We start from the raw sequence: 19,626 nt of genomic DNA on the forward strand, positions 1-19,626 counted from the left end.
GGCTCACATTATCCAGTGCAGAATTCCCCAGTAGATCGGCCAGATGATCCCCAGGAAGATGTTGATCGGGATGAGGATCAGCCAGTTCCAGGCGTTGAAGTCGGCACTATCCATGGCTGTGAGGTAGGCAAATGTCGCGAAGCTGCCAATTTTGTAGATCCAGAAGGCGGCGATGGCGCCCGTTTCTTTGCTGTCCATAGTTTTTTCCCGTTCACGATCCTGTTGACAGAAGGATGCTATACCGTCACCTTCAAGGTGCGCGAGGGAAAAGTTCGCGCCGGGTTTGGCGACCTGTCTGTCAATAGGCGCTCGAAAAGCCGCGCCACAAGTGCGGCTTTACTCATGTCCGGGCGCAATGGGAGGGTTTCGGCCCTGCCGGTTCCTATTGGCCGGTTCGCCAACCTGTTGTTGCCCGGGCACCTGTTTGGCGACGGCCCCGGGTTCAATCGAACCAATAGGGGCCAGTTATGAGCGCCGATGTTATTCCATTTGATTTTGAAGAGCAGGCCGTGCGGGTCGTGATGCGCGGTGACGATCCGTGGTTCGTCGCCGCCGATGTGTGCCGGGTGTTGGAAATCGGAAATCCGAGCGATGCCGTGTCGCGGCTCGACAACGACGAGCGGCAGAAGATCAATCTGAATACCCTCGATACTATCGAGGGTATTCGCGGAAACCCGAACGCGACCATCATCAACGAAAGCGGTCTTTACGCTCTTGTCCTGACCAGCCGCAAGGAACAGGCGCGCCGGTTCCGCAAGTGGATCACGGCCGAGGTTCTGCCCGCGATCCGGCGTACCGGGCGATACGATCATCCCGGCATCGATCAACCTGCCACCGGCGGTGGTCTCGACGACAGCACGTCGCGGGATGCCGAATTGTGGTTGTCGATGATCCGCGAAGCGCGGCTTCTGGGTGGCACCAAGGCCGGGCGCAGCATGTGGGCACGTTCGCCCCTTCCGCCGCTGTTGCTGGCCACGGCGGGCCAAGCGCTGACCGTATCGCCAGCCGAGGGGCAGGCGTGTCTGGATCATCTGCTGAACGGGCTTGCCCATCATCTGGACGGCGGTTTTGCGCATACTGACGTTGCGCTTGCCCCGCTGGGTTTGCGCATGGTGCAGTCCGGGCTGTTCGTCGCCAACGCCCATCCCGGCATTCTGCATCTTTACCGCGACACGCCGTGGTGCGACGGGCGGCATCGCAGTGCGCTTATGGCCCTGCCGGGCGTCGAAATTCATGCCGGCACCCTGACCATCGCGCGCCAGTCGGTGCGCGGCATCGTTGTGCCGGGGATGTTGCTGCGCGAGGTGGCGGCATGAGCGGCGCATCGCAGCGGCGGTTCGATCACGCCGAAGACATCATGGATGCCCTGAACAATGCCGAAGGCATCGAGCGCGCCCTTCTGACCTTGTTGGAGCCGCATCTGGACCGGACGCCCGATCGGGGGCGGGCGGTGTTTTCGCTGTTCGAGGCGAACGGTCTTTTCCGGCGTCGGGCGCAAGACGTTGCCCGGGCCATGGCACGCGATGAATTTGGAGAAACCCCATGATCTTCGCCCGCATCCCCATCGTCCGTGCCCTGATCCCCAAGGCAGATCCTGCGCACGATGCAGCCCTGCGCTGGACGCGCGCCTATCGGGCAGAGCCGGAAATGGCCGGCGATCTGATCCGGGTGGGTGGTGTCCTTGCCTTGCGCGCCGAGCGCTATGTCGATGGTTATCCGGCGCCCGATCCGATCGACCCCGTGCGTCTGGCCTATGAGCAGGGCCAGCGCGACATGGCCGTCAAGCTGTTGGCGATGATGAGCCTTACCCCCCTCGAGTTGAACCAGTTGCAGGAGAAGCTGAACCATGACCGACCAAACCACAGATACGACCGACACGACGGCTGGCGGCACCCCGCCTCCAACTCAGACGACGCCTACGGATACGGCGACGAGTAACGCCGGCGGGCAGGGCGCCGGGACACCCCCGACACCCAAGTGGTGGGAAAGCTCGAGCCTTTCCGATGGTCAGCGCCAGTACCTGACGGCCAAGGGCCTGACGGTGGATGATCCCATGGCGGCGCTGCCCAAGATCATCGACGGGCATATCAGCGCCGAGAAGCGCCTGGGCGTGCCGGCCGACCAGCTGCTGACCCGGCCCAAGGCCGACCAGCCGGTGGCCGACTGGATGAAGGCCAACGGCGAGCTGTTCGGGATCCCCGAAAGCCCCGACAAGTACGAGATCACCCGGCCCGACAACCTGGCCGAGGGCGTGACCTGGGACGAGGGGTTCGAAAAGACCGCCCGCGAAATCGCGCACCAGCACGGCATCCCCCAGGCGGGACTGGACGCGATGGTCGGCGCCTATGCCGAACGGGTCAATTCGCTGCTGGGCGATGCCGACACCGAACTGGCCGGCGCCCAGGCGGAGATGATGGGTGCGCTTCAGAAGGAATGGGGCGATCAGACCCCGGCGCGCATTGCCCAGGCCAAGCAGGGCGCGCAGGCCCTGGCCCAGGCGGCGGGGCTGGATGATGCCGCCATGCAGTCGGTCTTCATGGCCCTGAAGCCCGACACGGGCGATGCCAATGTCATGCGCCTCTTCCAGGCTGCCGGCGCGATGATGGGCGAGGATAGCGGGCTTGGCCTGGGCAAGGGCACCAGCGGCTTTGGAATGACGCCCGCCGAGGCGCGCGCCGAAATCTCCAAGCAGACCAGCCCGGGCGGTGCCTACTACGAGGCAACCAGCAAGGGCGACAAGCGGGCGGTGAAGGAGCTGCGCACCAAGATGGATGCGCTGACGAAGATCGCGGCGCAGTAGGGGGTGAAGAAAGCAAGAAAGCCCCGCCAAGGCGGGGCTTTCAAGGACATTGACAATATCTAGGCTGACCTGAGCTTGTCATCGCTCGGTGGCCAACCTGCCTAGTGCTCTAGGTCTTAAAGCCCGATAGACGGGATACGCATCATACCTAGTGCGGCATCGCCACCAGATCAAGTCAGTAGTAGCTACTTCAAGAGCGATTGCATCCCCAAGCCGTGTATCACGCCAAGTTTAACACGACGCAGATCTTCGGCATCGGCAGTCGGTGTGAGATATTTTCGGCGGTCAACCTTAAACCCGTCAAGGCGGCTCCGCGCTACATTCATCACCATATCGCATTTTGCCCAACAGGGCAGCGTGTCGCATTCTTTGGGGTGATAGTTCTTGGAAAGCTGGACGACATACGGTTCGCAGTGGGTTGGCGCTGTCAAGCTGATCGGGACAATCGTGACGATGAATGATCGATAAGGAAGGCGGGGCGAAATCACCATAACAGGTCTAACCTTGACCATTTCAGGTTCGACGAACCCCTCAAAGTCACATACCAAAATTTGCCCTGCTCGAGGATGGAAGCCGATCGCCAAATAACTGCCCTCATGGGGCTGCCGAAGATTGACTTGGGTGTCCATTCTGTGTGACACCTCTTTTGCACAGTCTCTGCTCGACAGCAGTTTCTTTAGGGGGCGCCACTACATGTAGTGGTTCCCTCTTTTGCATTTAGCATACCAATTGTTGGTGGGCGAGTCTTTCCACCCAAGTACTTGCTCATCAACTTCCCGAACCAGCTTCGCCGCGTTTTTTCTTGACATTGTTTCTAAACCCAGAATATGCCTAAACCCAATGGGCAACCCCGCATCGTGGGGTCCGGATGACTGCGGGAAAGACCGCCGGGCAGGCCACGATACGGTCAGGCGCGGGTCCGGATTTGCCGGGTAACCCCTCCGAAAACTCACCAACACAGTTTTCATGGAGGGGACCTGGATGTCCTATCAGCAGCTTGTCGAGGCGCATCATCGCCTGACGTATCAATCCAACATCATGATGGTCGCCCAGCAGACGCGCAATCCGCTGCGCGAGGCCGTGACCGTCGTGGATGCCGACGGCGAGGCGCAGTCGATTGCCGACCTGGTCGGCAAGACCGATTACATCGAGGGCGAGGATTACTCCCGCCGCAACCCGGACAACCCCCCGGAACGCAGCCGCCGGTGGCTGGTGCGCCCGAAGGTCATCGAGACCGGCCAGTACATCACCAAGGAAGAGAAGTTCGACCAGGCGATGGACCCCACGTCCATGCTGAGCAAGAACACCGTGGTGACGGTCGAGCGTGGGGTCTATGACCGCATCCTGGGCGTGCGCAAGCAGGGCAAGAACGGCCCCTATGTCGTCGCGGGTGGCGGTATCCTGGGCAGCGTGGCCGAGGGCAAGACGCCCGGCACTGCCGTGGCCCTGCCCAGCGGCAACATCCTGGCGGCCGATCTGGGCGACAGCGGCACGTCCCATGGGCTGACCGCGCTGAAGCTGCGCGCCGCGACCGAGGCGATGGAGCTGGAAGAATTCGGCCTTGAGACCGACATGCAGATCTTCGGCCTGATCACGCCCAAGCAGAAGACGGACCTGATCAACCTTGCGCTGGAAACCAAGACATCGCTGAACCCCTTCGATGTCGAGAACATCCGCGAGGGCAAGCCCGGCCGCCTTCTGGGCATCAACTGGATGTTCACCAACCGCCTTCCCACCAACAGTGCCGGCCATCGCATGTGCCCGATCTGGAGCAAGGAGAACATCATCGCCGGCTTCTGGCAGGATGTTCAGGGCGACATGTGGAACGACACGGCCGCCAAGAACCTGCCCTACATCTACGCCGATGCCTATGTCGACGCCGCCCGCGTCGAAGATGGCGGCGTGCGCGTCGTTCTCTGCGCCGAGACCTGATGCCCCCCGGTTGGCCCGGGCGGGCCAGCCGTTTTCCTGTCTGAAACATGAACGGAGGGCCCCATGGCCATCATCAACGGAACATCCAGCCTGATCCACGATCCCTATGACCCTGCCAGCCGTCCGCCCGATCCGGCGGTGGCGCGCGGGCGGATCGTGGTGATGACCGGCATCCTTCTCAATGCCGCCACCGACAGCAACGGGTCGAAGTATCACCTGGCCGATCTGCCGTCCAACTGCCTGATGGACCCGGGCACCCAGTTCGATGTCGAGAACGACGGCTTTGCCCAGATCGTGATCGGCACCGAAAGCGATGCCGACGCGCTGATCGATGTCGCCAAGAGCGGCGGCAACACCATCACGCCCTTCGCCTTCGGCGATGCCAACCATGGCAAGCGGCTGTGGGAAATCCTTGGCCTTGCGGCCGATCCCGGCGGCAACATCGCGCTGTGGAAACACGCCGAGGCCAATGCGACCGGCGCGGGCAATATGCCCTTCGTGATCAAGTACATCACCGCCTGACCTGCCCCGGGCCGCCAGTGCGGCCCGGTTCTTTTCCCGTTGCCGGATCGCACCCATGCCTGAAACGCCCATCGCCGCCAGCAGCATCGCCGCGCAAGCGTTCCGTTTCATGGAAATGGGGCCGATATCGTCGTTCCAGGATGACAGCGAGCAGGCGCAGGATGCCCTGCAGCAGTACCCGGTCGCCTTGCGTAGCTGCCTTGAAGCCTGCGATTGGTCCTTTGCCAGCACCTATCGCCAACTTTCCGAGGCTGCCTTGGAGGCACCACAGATCGTCGACCCGGCGTTGCCCTTCGCCTTCCTTGTGCCGGCCGATTGCGTGCGACTGCGCGAAGTGCAGCCCGTGACGGTGCGCTGGCGCATTGACGGTCTGACCCTGCGGGCGGATGTCGCCGGGCCGCTGACGGTGCGCTACACGGCCCGGATCGAGAACGAGGCGCAGCTGCCCGCCACTTTCCAGACGGCGGTTTCCTATCGCCTGGCGACATTGCTGGCGCCACGCTGGATGGCAACCCGGACGAAGATCGCGGACCTGGCCACCGCAGGCCAGCAAACCCTGCAGGATGCGGAGCGGATCGACGCCCGTTCGGCATCGTCCGCCCGTTATGACGGGCGCGATGCGCGCTGGTCGGATGACTGGGTCGCGGGGGCAACCTGGTGACCCGTTTCAGCCCGCCCCAGAACGCCTTTTCAAGCGGTGAGATTTCGCCGCTTTTGCGTGTCCGGTACGATTATCAGCGCTTCCAGACCGGGCTGGCCGTGTGTCGCGGGTTCATTCCCCTGCGCCAGGGCGGCTTCACCCGGGCGCCCGGCACCCTGTTCAAAGGCTACACCCGCAACAATGCGCGCGCGCGCCTTATCCCGTTCGAGTTTGCCCGTGACGACGCCGTGGTGCTGGAGTTCACCGCTGGGCGGATGCGGGTATGGCGTTATGGCGCCCTGATCATGGATGGCGGTTCGCCCTATGAACTGGAAACCCCTTACAGCCTTGCGGCCATCGACCGGCTTCAATGGGTGCAGTCGGCGGATGTGATCTATTTCTGTGATGGCCTTCAGCCGGTGCAAAAGCTGAGCCGCTTCGCGCTGGACAACTGGACGATTGCGCCTCTTGCGCTGGATCGCGGGCCGTTCCGCGTTCAGAACCTGGACGAGGATCTGACGATCCAGTGTTCGGCGGCGACGGGCACCATCACGCTGACCGCTTCAGAGGACTTCTTCGTCGCGGATCATGTCGGCAGCCTTCTGCGGCTTGAGGGCGAGGACTATTCGGACATCGCGCTGTGGTCGGGGAATACCTCCGTCACGGTCGGCGATGTCATGCGGTACGGGGCAAACATCTACGAGCTGACCGCCGGAACGGATACCGGAGTGAACCCGCCGGTGCATACATCGGGGGTTCAGAAATACGATTTCGAAGACGGGACCTCGTGGAAGTTCCTTTCCGACGGGATCGGGATCGTGCGGATCACCGCGATCGACAGCCCGACATCGGCCACGGCCGAGGTGATCGAGGCCGTGCCCGCCCCCTGCGTTTCCAGTCCGACCTATCGCTTTTCCGAGGGCGCCTGGTCCGGCCGCTTTGGCCATCCGGCGGCAATCGAGATCCACGATCAGCGGCTTGTCGCAGCGGCGACGGCCAGCGATCCGCGCACCGTCTGGTTCTCGGCGGCGGGGGCCTTCGATGATTTCGAGCCCAGCAGCGAAGCCGACGGTTCGTTCGGCTATGCGATCGCCGGGCGCTCCAGCGTCAACCGCATCCTGTGGCTGCGCAGCGGTGCGCGCGCCCTTCATATCGGCGCCCTGGGCGAGGAGTATTCCACCCGCTCGACCAGCGGCGAACAGGGGATCGGCCCCACGACGGCCACCTTCGGGCGGGACAGTTCCATCGGATCGGCCGATGCGACCCCCATTGCGCCGGCGGGCAACCCGATTTTCATCGCGCGCGACGGCGCCCGCCTGTTCGAGATCGACTATTCCCTGCAGCGCGACGCCAACCGCCCGCGCGAACTGAGCCTGCCGTCCGACCATATCGGCGCTTCGGGGTTTCGCGACATCGTCTGGCAATCGTCGCCCCAGCAGATGGCATGGCTGCGCCTGGGCAATGCCGATCTGGCGCTGATGATCTATGACCCCGATCAGGACGTTCTGGGCTGGGCAACCGTTCCGGTGGCCGGCGGCGAGGTCGAAAGCGTGACGGTGTCCGCCGACCCGACAGGCGCCGTCGACGTGGTGGACCTGGTCGTGCGCCGCGTTGTCGATGGCCAGGTCGTGCGCATGTTCGAACAGCAATCCCTGACCTATGGCATCCTGACGGGCACCCAGGCCCTGAGCGAGGCCAACCACCTGTTCGCGGCCGCCGACATCACCGCGGATCCCGCGATTGATACCTTCAGCGTGCCGCATCTGGCGGGGCAGACCGTGACGGCCTGGACAGACCAGGGCCAGTTTCCCGACCTGACCGTCGCTGGCGATGGGTCGATCGTCCTTCCCGAAAAGGTGGGCCATGCCTTTATCGGGCTGTTTGACGATACGCACCAGGTGGAAACCCTGCCGGTGCAGGCACCGGCGCGCGATGGCAACAGCCTGGGTCGGCGCAAGCGGCTGCACTCGGGGCTGGGCTTGCAGGTGCATCGCAGCGCCGCCGGCAAGGTGCAGGCGGTGGAACGTGATGCAGGCCAACCCGACCGCGTCGGCCAGGCGCAGGGCATCCTGCCGCGCAAGGTCGCGGCAGAGCTGGTCACCACCTACAGCGGCCCCTGCGAGATCCCGGTGCCCAGTGGCCATGCCGGCGAAGTGTTCTACCGCTTTCGGCCTGACGGCGGTGCACCCCTGACAATCCTGGCCTCGGTGCCAGTCGTGGAAGAGGCGGGCGGCTGATGTGTGTTCCGGCAATTCTTGGCGCTCTTGGCGCGGCGGGGGCAGGCGGTGCCGCCACGGCGGCCGGCGCTGGCGCGCTAGCCGGTACCACGACCGCTGCAACCGGCCTGGCATCGCTGCAGGGCCTTGGCACCCTGGTGTCGATGGGCGGTGCGCTGTTCTCGGGCATTTCGCAATACCGCGCGGCAAAGCAGAACGTCGCGCTGATCGAAGAGCAGAAGCAGACTGAAGCCCAGATCAATGCGATCGAGGATCATCGGTCGCGCATGAAGTTCATGTCGGCGATCCGCCAGCAGTCGGCCCAGCTGGTTGCGAGTGGCGTGACACTGGACAGCCCCACGGCGGTGACGCTGGGCCAGAATGCGGCGCGCGAGCTGTCCTATGAAAGCCAGTCGGTGCGCGCGGGCGGTCAGGCCCGCCAGACCGAGCTGAGCGCCGAGCAGCGCGCCCTGCGCGCGCGGGGCCGCACCGCCCTGTTCAAGGGTGGCCTGTCGGCGGCGGGCACCCTGCTGGATGATGCCCCGGACATCTGGCCGGAGCTTCTGCGATGACGCTGACGGTTCCCCAGAGCAATGCACGGCCTGGCCGTGCCCCCCAGGTCCGCGTCGAGGCCAACGGTGCCGGTGAGGCGATCGAGCAATTCGGCCAGGTGATGAACAAGGTCGGCACGCGGATCGTGGAAGACCGGCTGAGCCGCGCCACTGCCCGGGCTGAAACCGACTTCACCAGGGACATCGGTCAGCTGCGTCTGGAATTCGACCAGATGACCGACCCCGACGAGATCGATGCCCAGTGGGGCCCCCGGGTGGCCGAGCTGAAGGCCAGGTACATCGAGGGGCAGGACCCGCGCGTGCGAGACCGCCTGGACATCGGGTTCGATCGCCTGGCCAACACGCACGCCAACGCCTTGGGCGCACGCGCGATCGCACTGGGTCAGCAGCAGCGCGAAGCGGACTGGATCACCTATCGTCACGAGACGCTGAACCAGGCGGCCCGTTCCGACCCCGAAACGCGCGACGAGCTCTTGTCGACCGGCCTGGCCAAGATCGACAGCCTGGTGACGGATGGAACCATCACGGCCGACGAAGGCGCACTGCGCAAGGTGAGGCTGATCGGCGATGCCGACAACGCCAGCGCGACTTCCCTGATTGCGGAAGACCCGGCAGCCTTCCTGACTGCCGCCGAGGCGGGCATATATGACGGCCTGGGTGCCGAAACACTGGCGACCAAGAAGGTGCAGGCGCAGGCGCGCCTGGATGCCGAGGCGGCCGAGCTTGAGCGCGCCAGCGAAAAGGCGGATCGTGAACGCAAGGCCGGGATCGGCGACTGGCTGAGCGATGCGACCGCCATTCTGAAATCCGGGCGCCAGCTGAAGGACGTGGCGCGCCTGAACGATCCCGAGGTGCAGGCCCACCCGGCCTATGCCGAAGCCTCGGCCGCCTATGATCTCGCGCTGGAGATCCCGAACCTTGCACTGCTGACGCCGCAGGAGCTGCGCCAGGCCTTGCAGAGAGAGCGCAACGATCCTGTCGAGAAGCCTTTCCAGCTCGAGCGGGAGAAGGTGCTGCGCGATGCCCTGGCCGAGGCCGAGGCCGGGTGGAAGCGCGACGCCGTCGCCTATGCCGGGACCAAGGACAACGTGCTTTCGTTCCCGGAACTGCCCGACTTCGATCCGGCCGATCCCGAAGCCTATGCCCGGGGCATCGCGGCGCGGGTGCGTCATGCCGGATACCTTCAGGAAAACGGCTATATCGATGATCTGGCGGTGCTGGATGCCGAACAGAGGGCCGCGCTGAAACAGCAGACGGGGCCCGAAGCCGACCCGCACGCGCGCACGGTTCTGGCCGCCGCGCTTCACGGCGGCCTGACCGAAGCGCCCGAGTTGTTCGAGACGGTGTCGGATGATCCGGTGTTCCGTCATGTCGGCCGGATGCTGTCCAGCGGATTGAACCCCGTCACGGCCGAAGAGCTGTTCAAGGGACAGCAGGCCCTGGCCCAGGGCAACGTCAGCCTGCCCCCGGCACGGTCGCGGCAGGATGCGGCCTTTTCCGAGATCGGTGACATCTATGCCGATGTGCGGGGCGGGCAGGCCCTGCAGGCCGAGACGATCGCAGCGGCCGATGCGCTTTATGCGGCGCGCATGGGGCGCATCGATCCCGGCGCCGACATCGACGAGGATGTCTATCGCCAGGCGCTGCACGAAGCCAATGGCGGCCTTGGCCCCTATGACAGCCCCCGCAAGGCCAAGGGAGGCGTCCAGACGATCAACGGCCAACCCACCCTGTTGCCGCCGGACATGACGGCGGCCGAGGTTCAGGATGCCTATGATCGCATCGAAGATCAGCTTGATGGTTGGCGGGACAATCAAGGCTATGGTCTTCGCAAGTTCGCAGCAAAGGACAATGAGATTATCCTGCGAGGGTTGCGTGCGGCTAGCATAAACGGGAAAGATCCGGTTCTTGGCCCCCCCGAGCGTGCTGCTGGATTGTTCCGGGATGTGCGGTTCATCAAGCTACCTGGGGCCGATGACCTTTATTACCTGCGCTATGAGCGTTCGGGGGAGCCGTATTTCGTAGAGGATACCGAAGGCGCGACTTTCGTCTTCAGTTTGCGTGACCTAATCGAAGGTTCGCGCGAATGAGCATGACGGAATTTGGATTGGCGCCGGAAGATCGCGGCGAGCCAGGGCCGAAGTTGACACCTGCGGTGAGGCCGCAGGTATTGGAACCTGAACCGCGCAAGGTCAGGGACACTCGCCCCGAACCGGAACCTGCTGGCCGGGGTGCGAGGGACGATGCAACTGCCAGTCCCCGTTTGCCCAAAGCGGTGCAAGTGCCGGTCAACCGCACTCCACCCCCGAAGAATGACGGATCTGACGATCCCGCGGGGACGTTTGATGTTCTGGGCGCCTCTTGGCGTTCCGAAACCATCCGCACGGACGCTTTCGGATACGCTGCCCGCCAACGCGCGGCTTTGGCCTTCGACATGCTGGAGAGGCTTTCGCCTGAGGGATTGGATCGTGTTCGCAAGCGGATGGGGTCGCCGCAGTTTGCGGATGAGAAGTTCACCGATCTAGTGGTAGCGGAGGCTGCGCTGGAAGCCGCCGAGAACCCGGACGCCTGGGACGACATGCCGCTGGACCCCAAGGCCTTCACGGCCAGGATCAACAGCCAGCGCAAGGCAGACCTGGCCGAAGCCGAGGCCGTGTTGAACCAGCCTGGCGGCGCCTTTGCCGAATTCGCGGGGTCGATGGCCCGCGCCTTTGTCGATCCGGTCAACCTGGCCCTGGCCCCCTTCGGGCTGGGCGGATCGCTGGGGCGTGTCATCGTGTCGGAGGCGGCCCTTGGCGCAGCGGGCGAAGCCGCCAGCCTGCCCCGGGAATACCGGGTCGCGGATGAACTGGACATCGACCCGCCGAACCCGCTGGTGCGCATCGCATCGGGCGCGGTGTTCGGCGGCGGCGTGGCCGGGGTGATCGGGCTGGGCGCGCGCGCCCTGTCCCATGTGAGCGCCAAGCGCCAGGCCACCCGCGAGGCAACGGCCGACAGTGACGATCCCCTGGGAACGCGGGCCGAGATCGACGCGGCCGAGCGGCGGCTGGCGGGTCGCGATAGGCCTGCGGGCCGCATGGCGTCGGGGCGCAAGGTGCCCGTCACCTACGAGCTTGACGGCAAGATCCGGTCAATCCCGCCCGGCGATGCATTCGTGGCGCAGGTCCAGTCTGTTGTTGCCCCGCTGGGCGATGACATCGGCGTGGTCATCACCTCGGGCGGCCAGGTCGCGAAAGGCACCGAAGGCCCGCGCACGGGCTCGACGCGCCACGATGTCGACGAGCATGGCGAAGCACATACGGCGGACATCGTTCTGACGCGCAAGGGTGTTCGCGTCCGCCCGGCCGACGATCCCGAACTGTACGAGAAGTTCTTCAACCGTGCGGCCGCCGTCTGGCCTGGTCTGGGCCACTATGAATGGGGGGTCCATGTCGGCGGCGGCAGCGTGGCAGCCTGGGGCCCCGACAAGACATCGCGCACGCTTGACCCCCGGTTCGGACGTGCCATTGCCGCTGGCCGCCAGGGGCGGACGCTGGATGGCGCGGGCAGCCTGGGCGAAGTGATCCCGATCGAGATCCGCAATGGCATCTTCGCAGGGGAAAGTGGCGGCGACTACGATGCCCTGTTTGGGTTCCAGAACCGCACGGGGGGGCGTTACGCCGACGTGCGCCTGACAGACATGACCGTTGATGAAGCCATCGCGTTTGCATCTCCGCGTGGTGAATATGCCGGTTGGGTCAGGTCGCAGGTGGGGCGTACCGCAACGCCGATGGGGGCTTACCAGATCGTTGGCCAGACCCTGCGCGAATTCAAGGCCAAGCTGCGCCTGACCGGCGAAGAGCTGATGACGCCCGAGTTGCAGGATCGCATCGCCTATCACATCTGGAAGGATCAGGGCACCGGTGCCTGGCAGGGCTATCGCGGGCCACGCAGCACGGCGCCCTCGGCCTCGGGCGGCGCGTCGGCGGCCGGCGGCGGGGGGGCGGTTGACTACAGCGGTTATTCCACGTCGCGCGGATACACCGACACCGGCCAGGTGCGCTATGGCGACGGCAAGCAGATTGACGTGGAATATGTCGTTGCCGACCTGTCGACCCTTCGCCAGGCCAGCGGCGACCTTCAGCCGCGCGATCGCGGGCGTGCCAGTTCCGACGCCCAGGTGGCGCAGATTGCTGCGGGCCTTGACCCGGCGCTGTTGATGCCAAGTCCGACGGCGGATCGCGGCACCCCGATCGTGGGCCCGGACGACGTGATCGAAAGCGGCAACGGCCGGATGCTCGCGCTGGGGCGCGCCTATGACCAGGGGCTGGACAGGGCGCAGGCCTATCGCCAGGCGATCGAGGCGGCGGGATACGAGATCCCCGAGGGCATCGAGCGGCCGGTGCTGATCGCGCGGCGCACCTCGCAGATGAGCGATGCCGAACGGCGCACCTTCGTGGTCGAGGCCCAGGACAGTGGCGTCATGCGGATGCCGGCCGAGGAACGGGCCCGCGTCGGCGCCGGTGCCCTGGATGGCGGGCTGATGTCGAAGTATCGCCCCGATGCGGATCTGCGCAGCCCCGACAACGCCGAATTCACCCGCGGTTTCCTGTCTGCCTACCCGGCATCCGAACGGGCGGATTTCACGCGCGGCGACAAGAGCCTGTCGTCGGCGGCCATCCGGCAGATCCGCGACGTGTTCTTTGCCCGCGCCTATGAGGCCCCCGACATCGTCGCGCGCTATGTCGAGGAAGACGCCGGGCCGATGCGCAGCCTGATGGATGCCCTTGCGACCGCGGCCCCCGATCTGGCCGCGCTGCGCATCGACATCGCCAATGGCCTTGTCGCCCCGGAAATGGACATCACGCCCTTCCTGCTGGACGCGGTGCGGCTGATCGCCAGCGCGCGCGACCTGGCCGCCGCCCGGCCGGGCAGCACGGCCGCGCAGATGGTCGAAGAGCTGCTGGCCGATGTCGATCTTCTGGATGGCGCCATAGCGCCCCTGACGCGGGCGCTGGTGGCCCGTCTGATGCCGGGCGGGCGCCAGGCCCCGGCCGACAAGGTGGCGGCCTTCCTGCGCCAGTACGCGGGCGAAGCGCGCGCGGCAGGGCGCACCGGTGGATTGCTGGATGCCCCCGGCCCCCTGGACGTGCTGAAACGGATCGATCCCGATACCTTTGGCGATCTGACCGAAACCGGGATCAGCCGCGCCGGCGCTTCAGAAATGCAGGCACCCGACGCCCTGCCCAGCGGTGCAGCCGACGAGGGCGCATCATCGCCCGATCTGGTCGCGGGCGATCAACGTGCAAGCCAGGCCATGAGGGATGAGGCACAGCAGCCTTTCGGCCCGATCCACACGGATCTTCGCGATCAGCCGGAAGCTGCCATCCAGCGTTTGCTGGCCGAAAAGACCGGCGAAGTTCCCGACGCGATCGTACATCCGGAACTTGGTGATATCGCCTTTGTCTATGGAAAGCCTGACCCGAAAGGGTTTGGGCTATCGCATATCATCGAGGATCACCCTGGCGACATCGAGCGGGTGATCGATGTCTTGCGGCGCGGGACGGTTGTTCAGCGATCGGAGAACCGGGTGCGCCTGGTGATCGACGATGGCGACATGGCGGTTGCGGCGGTTCGCCTGTCATACGATGGCAAGCAGAAAAACTGGCTTCTGACAGGTTATCGTGTCGATCGGCCTGCCGATGTGGCTGAAAATGCCCGGCTTCTGCGGAGGACTGACGTGCAGAACGTTGACGCATCAACGGCTCCTGATGCGACCGGACCCTCCAAAGATAAGAGCGAGCCCGCCACCTGGCAAGCCCCCGATCCGTCTGACGATGTCGCGCAACTGCGCGCATCGAGCGCTTCGGATGAGCTGACCTTCACCCGCGAGGACGGCACCGAACTCTCCCTGACAGAGATGCTGGACGAGCTGGATGAAGACGACGTCCTGACCACGGTGGTCAGCGGCTGCGCGTTGAAAGGAAGCGCCTGATGGCCAATATGCACGATTGCCTGCAACGCGCCGTCGATGCAGGAAGACTGGACAAGGTTCGCGCCCGAGAGGCCGGGAACCGTTTCGATCAGCTGGTGGCCCGGTATGAAACGACCATGCCGCGCCACCAGGCTGAGGCACGGGCGGCGGCAGACCTGAAGGAGGCAACCTCGGCTGCCGCCACCCGTCGCCATCATGCCGTCATCAACCAGCTGCAATCCATGCGCCGGATCGATGGCCTGATCCGTGGCGCAAAGGATCCGGCGCTGGCCCTGCGCCAGCTGATCGAGCACAGCGAGGGTTCGGGGTTCGCGGGCGAAAGCGTTTCGTCGCTGAACAAGGCGATGGTGAAGGACATCAACGCCGGAATGCGCCGAGTGCTTGAGCGTCATGGCCAGACGATCGCGGGCAACACCCGCAACCGGGCCCAGTTCGAGAACATCGTGCGCGAGTTGCATGGTGACGATACCGGCGATGTCATGGCCCGCGAGATGGCCGAGGCGGTGCGCGAGGTGCAGGACAAGTACCGCCGCATGTTCAACGCCCATGGTGGGGACATCGGCAAGATCGGCGACTATGGCCTGCCTCATGCCCACGACGTGAACGCCCTTCGCAAGGCCGGGTTCGATGCCTGGTTTGCCGAAGTGTCGGGGCGGCTGGACTGGTCGCGGATGATCGACAAGTCGACAGGCAAGCCGTTCGCCGATGGCGGCCCCGTGCCCGTGGCCCGGCAGCGGGAGTTCCTTCAGGACATCTACCAGGGGATCGTCACCCGCGGATGGGATCAGAACCAGCCGTCGATGGCCATGGGGGGCAAGGCGCTTTACAACCAGCGCGCCGAGCCGCGCATCCTGCATTTCACCAGCGGCAAGGATTGGCTGGAATACAACAAGGCTTTCGGCAGCTCCGATCCTTTCAGTGCGATGATCGGCGGGCTTCACGGGCTGGCGCGCGACGTGGCGCAGATGCGTGTCCTGGGGCCGAACCCGCGCATGGGCCTGGAGTTCGCCATCCAGACCGCAACGAAGATCGCCGAGACAAGCGGCGACGCCAAGCTGGCCGACAAGGTGAAATCATCGGCGGCGCTGGCCAAAACCATGCTGGCCCATGTCGACGGGTCCAACAATGTCGCGGACAAGCAGTTCTGGGGCAGCTTCTTTGGCGGGGTGCGCCAAACCCTCACATCGATCCAGCTGGGATCGGCGCTTCTTTCGTCGACCACCGACCTGGCAACGATCAAGGCGGCCAGCAGCATCGTCGGGATGAATGGCAACAACGTGCTGTCGCGTTCTGTGCAACTGATGGCCAGCAAGGCCACCCGCGAAACGGCGGCGCGCATGGGTTACGTGGCCGAGAGCCTGGCCGACATGGGGGCGACGGCCGCCCGGTTCACCGGCGAGCAGTTCGCCCCCGAGGTGACGCGCCGCCTGTCGGGTTTCACCATGCGGGCCAGTGGCCTGTCGTTCTGGACCGACATGCACAAGGTCAGCTTCCAGATGGAGTTCGCGGGCTTCATGGCCGACAACGCCGCCCGCAGCTTCGACAAGATCGACGCGCCCCTGCGCAAGCTGTTCCTGGAACGCGGCATCACCGCCGAAGACTGGGACGCGCTGCGTGATCCGGCCGCGCTGTTCCGGGCCCCGAACGGTGCAACCTTCCTGTCGCCGATCCACTGGCGCAATGCTCAGACGCGGATGTCGCCGGCCGAGGCGGACGGCCTGTCGCTGCGCGTGCAGATGATGATGGAAGAGCAGCTTGAGCTGGCGATGCCCACGGCGTCGATCGAGGGCACGGCCAGAACCCAGCGCGACACCAAGCCGGGAACATTTTCGGGCGAATTCCTGCGGTCGTTCGGCATGTACAAGAGCTTTGCCCTGTCGCTGACGCTGGGCCAGATCCGCCGCTTCAACAGCCTGCCGACGCCGATGGAGAAGGCCACCTATGCAATCAAGATGGCGGCCGGTCTGATGGTGATGGGCGCGCTGGCGGTTCAGTTGAAGGAGGTGGCCAAGGGCCGGGACCCGCGTCCGATGGACGAGGGGAAATTCTGGATGGCAGCGCTGTTCCAGTCGGGCGGCCTGGGCATCTTCGGGGATTTCTTTTCATCGGAAACCAGCCGTGCCGGTGGCGGCCTTGCCGAAACCCTCGCCGGGCCGGTGGCCGGTGTAGCCGGCGACGTCATCCGCATCGGGGCCTCGAACGTCACCCGCGCGGTCGAGGGCAAGGATACCCTGTTCGGTCGCGATCTGGCCAATGCCGTGCGCTACAACACGCCAGTGGCAAGTTCGCTTTGGCCCACACGTCTCGCCTTTGATCGGCTGGTTGCGGACCAGTTGCAGCTGCTGCTGGACCCTGACGCCGAACGCCTGATGCGACGCCAGGAGGCGCGGCGCGCAAAGGAATACGGCACCCAGACCTACTGGCCGCGCGGCGCACTTTCACCCGCCCGCCTTCCTGACATCTCCAACATTGCAGGTAACCGATGACTGTCGAAACCTTTGTCGCCACGCCGCTCTATACCATTTCGTCGTTGGGGCCCTACGCGATCCCCCACGAATATGCGTCGGAGACGGAATTCCGGGTGTCGGTGTTGCTGGGCACCAGCCGGCAGGAGCTGACCGGCTGGAGCGTGACGCCCTCCGGACCGGCGGCGGCGGGTGATCTCTACCTGTCCTTGACCGATGCGGCGGTGCATGCCGGGCGCCAACTGGTGATCGAGCGTGCCACCCGTGTCGAGCAAGGCTGGGAGGGGCTGCTGGGCAATCGCGAAAAGGGATTGGAACGCCAGGTGGACCGCAACGTCATGGCGATCCAGGATCTCGGGCGCCTGTTCGACAGGGTGCCCCTCTTGCCCAACGGGTTCGACCGTGCCGATCCGACGTTCCCGGTCCCGGTAGAGGGTCGCGCGCTGATCGGGAATGCGAGCGGAACCGGCTGGATCAACGGCGCGCTGACCGTCGTGCCGGTCATCTCGGAGGATACCACGTTCCGGGTGCCGACGGATTATGCCACGGTGCAAGAGGCACTGGGCGCGGTTCAGGGCATGACCGTTGAAAAGGGCGCGCGGATCACGATCCTGCTTGAAGCGGGGTTTGCCTGGCCCTCGCAGGTGTCGGTCTTCGGTGGCGACTATTCCCATGTGCAGATCGTCTCGCAGGATGCTGTCGTGCTGACCGCCGAGAGCTTCCCCGCGAACCACGCGCTGATCTCGTTCCTCTACTGCACCGCGCCCCATTGGGCACTGGTTGTGGACATGCAGTTGCGCGGCGACAACGGGGTCGAGCTGAACCAGTCGCGTATGAACGTGCGCCATCGCTGCGGTATGCGTAACGCCGGGGCACAGGGCAACCCGCATCGCGAGGCCTGGGGTAGCAACTTTGTGGTGTTGGGTGACAGCGGATTGTTCTGCGATCCCGTGCGCGAGACGCTGTTGGAGCGCACGGGACACACAGCCGCCGGGGGGACGGTCACCACATTCCCGCTGGCCGAAGAGGACCGGGAGGCCACCGGTTACTATATCGGCGCCGCGATCACCGTGCTGAACGGGTCGGACACGACCGGGGCCGACATTATCGACTATGACGGCACCACGAATGTGGTCACGCTGCGCTGGTCTGATCGCTGGAGCGTGCCGAACAACGGCGCGGGCCTGAATTATCGCATCGAACTGCTGCGCGGCCTGATCGCGAAGGGCGGCGCGCGGCGCGGCGTGACCAGCACCTGGGCCAGCAACATCTCGATCTCGGGCGGCGACCTGCGCAACAACGGCACCAACAATCGTGACCCCGGCCACGCGGCGCTGTTCTTCCGGCGCGGCTCGACCGGCCAGATCGATAGGGTCACAATGACCGGCTCCGCTGCTGGCGCCCGTTGCGCGAGGGCTGGCATGCTGTCGGCGAGGCAGTGCTACTTCACGGGGATCGCCGGCAACGCCATCGTGGCGGCCGAGGGCGCCTCGATCGCGGCGGCCGACAGTTCGTTCCGGCGCTGTGGTGTCAAGGCAGGTGGCGGGTTGCCCGAGCTGCCCGTGCTGTTCCTGTCCTCGGCCGAGGGGCGCGGCGGGAAGGGCAACATCGATGCGGCGGGCTGCGAATTCGACGAGAGCCCCGGCCCCATCGCGCGGATCGACGCCGAGGCGGGCTCGATCGACCTTGGCGACAGCCGCGCGTTCAACATCGGCAGCTACCTGGCCACGGGAGACGGCGGGAACATCGATTGCACCCGGGTCAAGGGATCGACCGCAGCGGATGCCGGCGCAACCCATGTCGTCTTCGCATCGAACCTTGAGGGCGCTACCGTCTGCATCGGCATGGAATGGGATGCCCAAGGCGGTGCGCAATACATCGTGCGAACCGCCAATGACGGGCGCGCCAATGTGTCGGGCGCCACGCTCAGCGGCTGGACGATCAAACCTTTCGATGTGGACGAGGCATCGCGCCTGTACGTCGAGGACACCACCATCGACGGATCGCTGCGCTACACCGTAGGGGTCGAGCTGGGCCCGAACGCGAACCTGCCCGACCGCCAAACGGCGGTGCATGCCATCGAGGACGGCTGGGCGCCGTCGTCGGGCACGGCCTTTCAGGCGGGTGGCCTGACCTACAAGCAGGAGATGGGCGCCACGGCGATCGCGGACATGCCCAACGTCGTGCCGGTGGATCCCGCCCCTGCGCATTTCGGGGCGACCGGGCCAAACGACACTGCCGCGCTGACCGCTTTCGAAGCCTTCCGCACCGCCACCAACGAGCGGGTCACCTACGTATCGGCCGATGGCACCGGATCGGGTGAAACTGTCGGGGCGCCCGCCGACCTGACCAAGGCGATCCGCATGGTCAAGGCGCTGATGCTGGTCTCCGAAAACACCACCTTCACCCTGCAGCTGGCGGCGGGCACCCATACGCCCGCGACGCGCCAGACGCTGGATGACCTGGAGTGGTCGTTCGGATCGAACCAACTGAAGATCCTCGGGG

Annotated in this window: 15 protein-coding genes; 13 read left to right on the forward strand and 2 right to left on the reverse strand. The window is 65.2% G+C overall.

Annotated elements, in window-relative coordinates; genetic code table 11:
* Positions 1-3: 3 nt before the first annotated feature.
* Positions 4-198: a hypothetical protein gene (locus H7828_RS21775; RefSeq protein ID WP_226783183.1), complete on the reverse strand. Its 195-nt coding sequence runs from the start codon at positions 196-198 to the stop codon at positions 4-6.
* Between the two features lie 269 nt (positions 199-467).
* Between H7828_RS21775 and H7828_RS21780 the strand changes: the two genes are divergently transcribed.
* The 4 genes from H7828_RS21780 to H7828_RS21795 are packed head-to-tail and all read left to right on the forward strand — an operon-like array spanning position 468 to position 2,800.
* On the forward strand, positions 468-1,316 hold the full coding sequence (locus H7828_RS21780) for a BRO-N domain-containing protein (protein WP_226783184.1): 849 nt from the start codon (positions 468-470) through the stop codon (positions 1,314-1,316).
* Entirely contained in the window at positions 1,313-1,546 is a 234-nt protein-coding gene (locus H7828_RS21785; protein ID WP_226783185.1) for a hypothetical protein, read from the forward strand. Before H7828_RS21780 ends, H7828_RS21785 begins: the two co-directional genes overlap by 4 nt.
* Positions 1,543-1,938 (forward strand): hypothetical protein, encoded by a 396-nt coding sequence (locus H7828_RS21790; protein ID WP_226783186.1) that lies wholly within the window; start codon positions 1,543-1,545, stop codon positions 1,936-1,938. Before H7828_RS21785 ends, H7828_RS21790 begins: the two co-directional genes overlap by 4 nt.
* Positions 1,847-2,800, forward strand: a complete 954-nt coding sequence (locus H7828_RS21795) for a hypothetical protein (RefSeq protein WP_226783187.1) — start codon at positions 1,847-1,849, stop codon at positions 2,798-2,800. The genes H7828_RS21790 and H7828_RS21795 overlap by 92 nt, the downstream gene beginning before the upstream one ends.
* A gap of 185 nt (positions 2,801-2,985) precedes the next feature.
* Here H7828_RS21795 and H7828_RS21800 read toward each other — a convergent pair whose 3' ends face one another.
* Complete coding sequence (locus H7828_RS21800) at positions 2,986-3,429, reverse strand: type II toxin-antitoxin system PemK/MazF family toxin (RefSeq protein WP_226783188.1); 444 nt, start codon at positions 3,427-3,429, stop codon at positions 2,986-2,988.
* A gap of 352 nt (positions 3,430-3,781) precedes the next feature.
* Here H7828_RS21800 and H7828_RS21805 point away from each other — a divergent pair, with 352 nt between their 5' ends.
* The 9 genes from H7828_RS21805 to H7828_RS21845 all read left to right on the forward strand — a co-directional run.
* On the forward strand, positions 3,782-4,732 hold the full coding sequence (locus H7828_RS21805) for a phage capsid protein (RefSeq protein WP_226783189.1): 951 nt from the start codon (positions 3,782-3,784) through the stop codon (positions 4,730-4,732).
* A 63-nt stretch (positions 4,733-4,795) separates the two neighbouring features.
* Positions 4,796-5,254: a hypothetical protein gene (locus H7828_RS21810; RefSeq protein WP_226783190.1), complete on the forward strand. Its 459-nt coding sequence runs from the start codon at positions 4,796-4,798 to the stop codon at positions 5,252-5,254.
* A 55-nt stretch (positions 5,255-5,309) separates the two neighbouring features.
* Entirely contained in the window at positions 5,310-5,915 is a 606-nt protein-coding gene (locus H7828_RS21815) for a phage connector family protein (protein ID WP_226783191.1), read from the forward strand.
* Complete coding sequence (locus H7828_RS21820; protein ID WP_226783192.1) at positions 5,912-8,131, forward strand: phage tail protein; 2,220 nt, start codon at positions 5,912-5,914, stop codon at positions 8,129-8,131. The genes H7828_RS21815 and H7828_RS21820 overlap by 4 nt, the downstream gene beginning before the upstream one ends.
* Positions 8,131-8,682, forward strand: a complete 552-nt coding sequence (locus H7828_RS21825; RefSeq protein ID WP_226783193.1) for a hypothetical protein — start codon at positions 8,131-8,133, stop codon at positions 8,680-8,682. Before H7828_RS21820 ends, H7828_RS21825 begins: the two co-directional genes overlap by 1 nt.
* The gene (locus tag H7828_RS21830) at positions 8,679-10,772 is read left to right on the forward strand and encodes a hypothetical protein (protein WP_226783194.1); all 2,094 of its coding nucleotides are present in this window, start codon (positions 8,679-8,681) and stop codon (positions 10,770-10,772) included. The genes H7828_RS21825 and H7828_RS21830 overlap by 4 nt, the downstream gene beginning before the upstream one ends.
* Positions 10,773-11,164: 392 nt before the next feature.
* Entirely contained in the window at positions 11,165-14,656 is a 3,492-nt protein-coding gene (locus H7828_RS21835) for a putative barnase/colicin E5 family endoribonuclease (RefSeq protein ID WP_226783195.1), read from the forward strand.
* The gene (locus H7828_RS21840; protein ID WP_226783196.1) at positions 14,656-17,142 is read left to right on the forward strand and encodes a hypothetical protein; all 2,487 of its coding nucleotides are present in this window, start codon (positions 14,656-14,658) and stop codon (positions 17,140-17,142) included. The genes H7828_RS21835 and H7828_RS21840 overlap by 1 nt, the downstream gene beginning before the upstream one ends.
* The coding region (locus H7828_RS21845) for a hypothetical protein (RefSeq protein ID WP_226783197.1) at positions 17,139-19,626 on the forward strand (2,488 nt) is incomplete at its 3' end. The genes H7828_RS21840 and H7828_RS21845, both read left to right, overlap by 4 nt.

Origin of the sequence: Oceaniglobus trochenteri (assembly GCF_020529025.1) — a bacterium.
GTDB lineage: Bacteria > Pseudomonadota > Alphaproteobacteria > Rhodobacterales > Rhodobacteraceae > Oceaniglobus > Oceaniglobus trochenteri.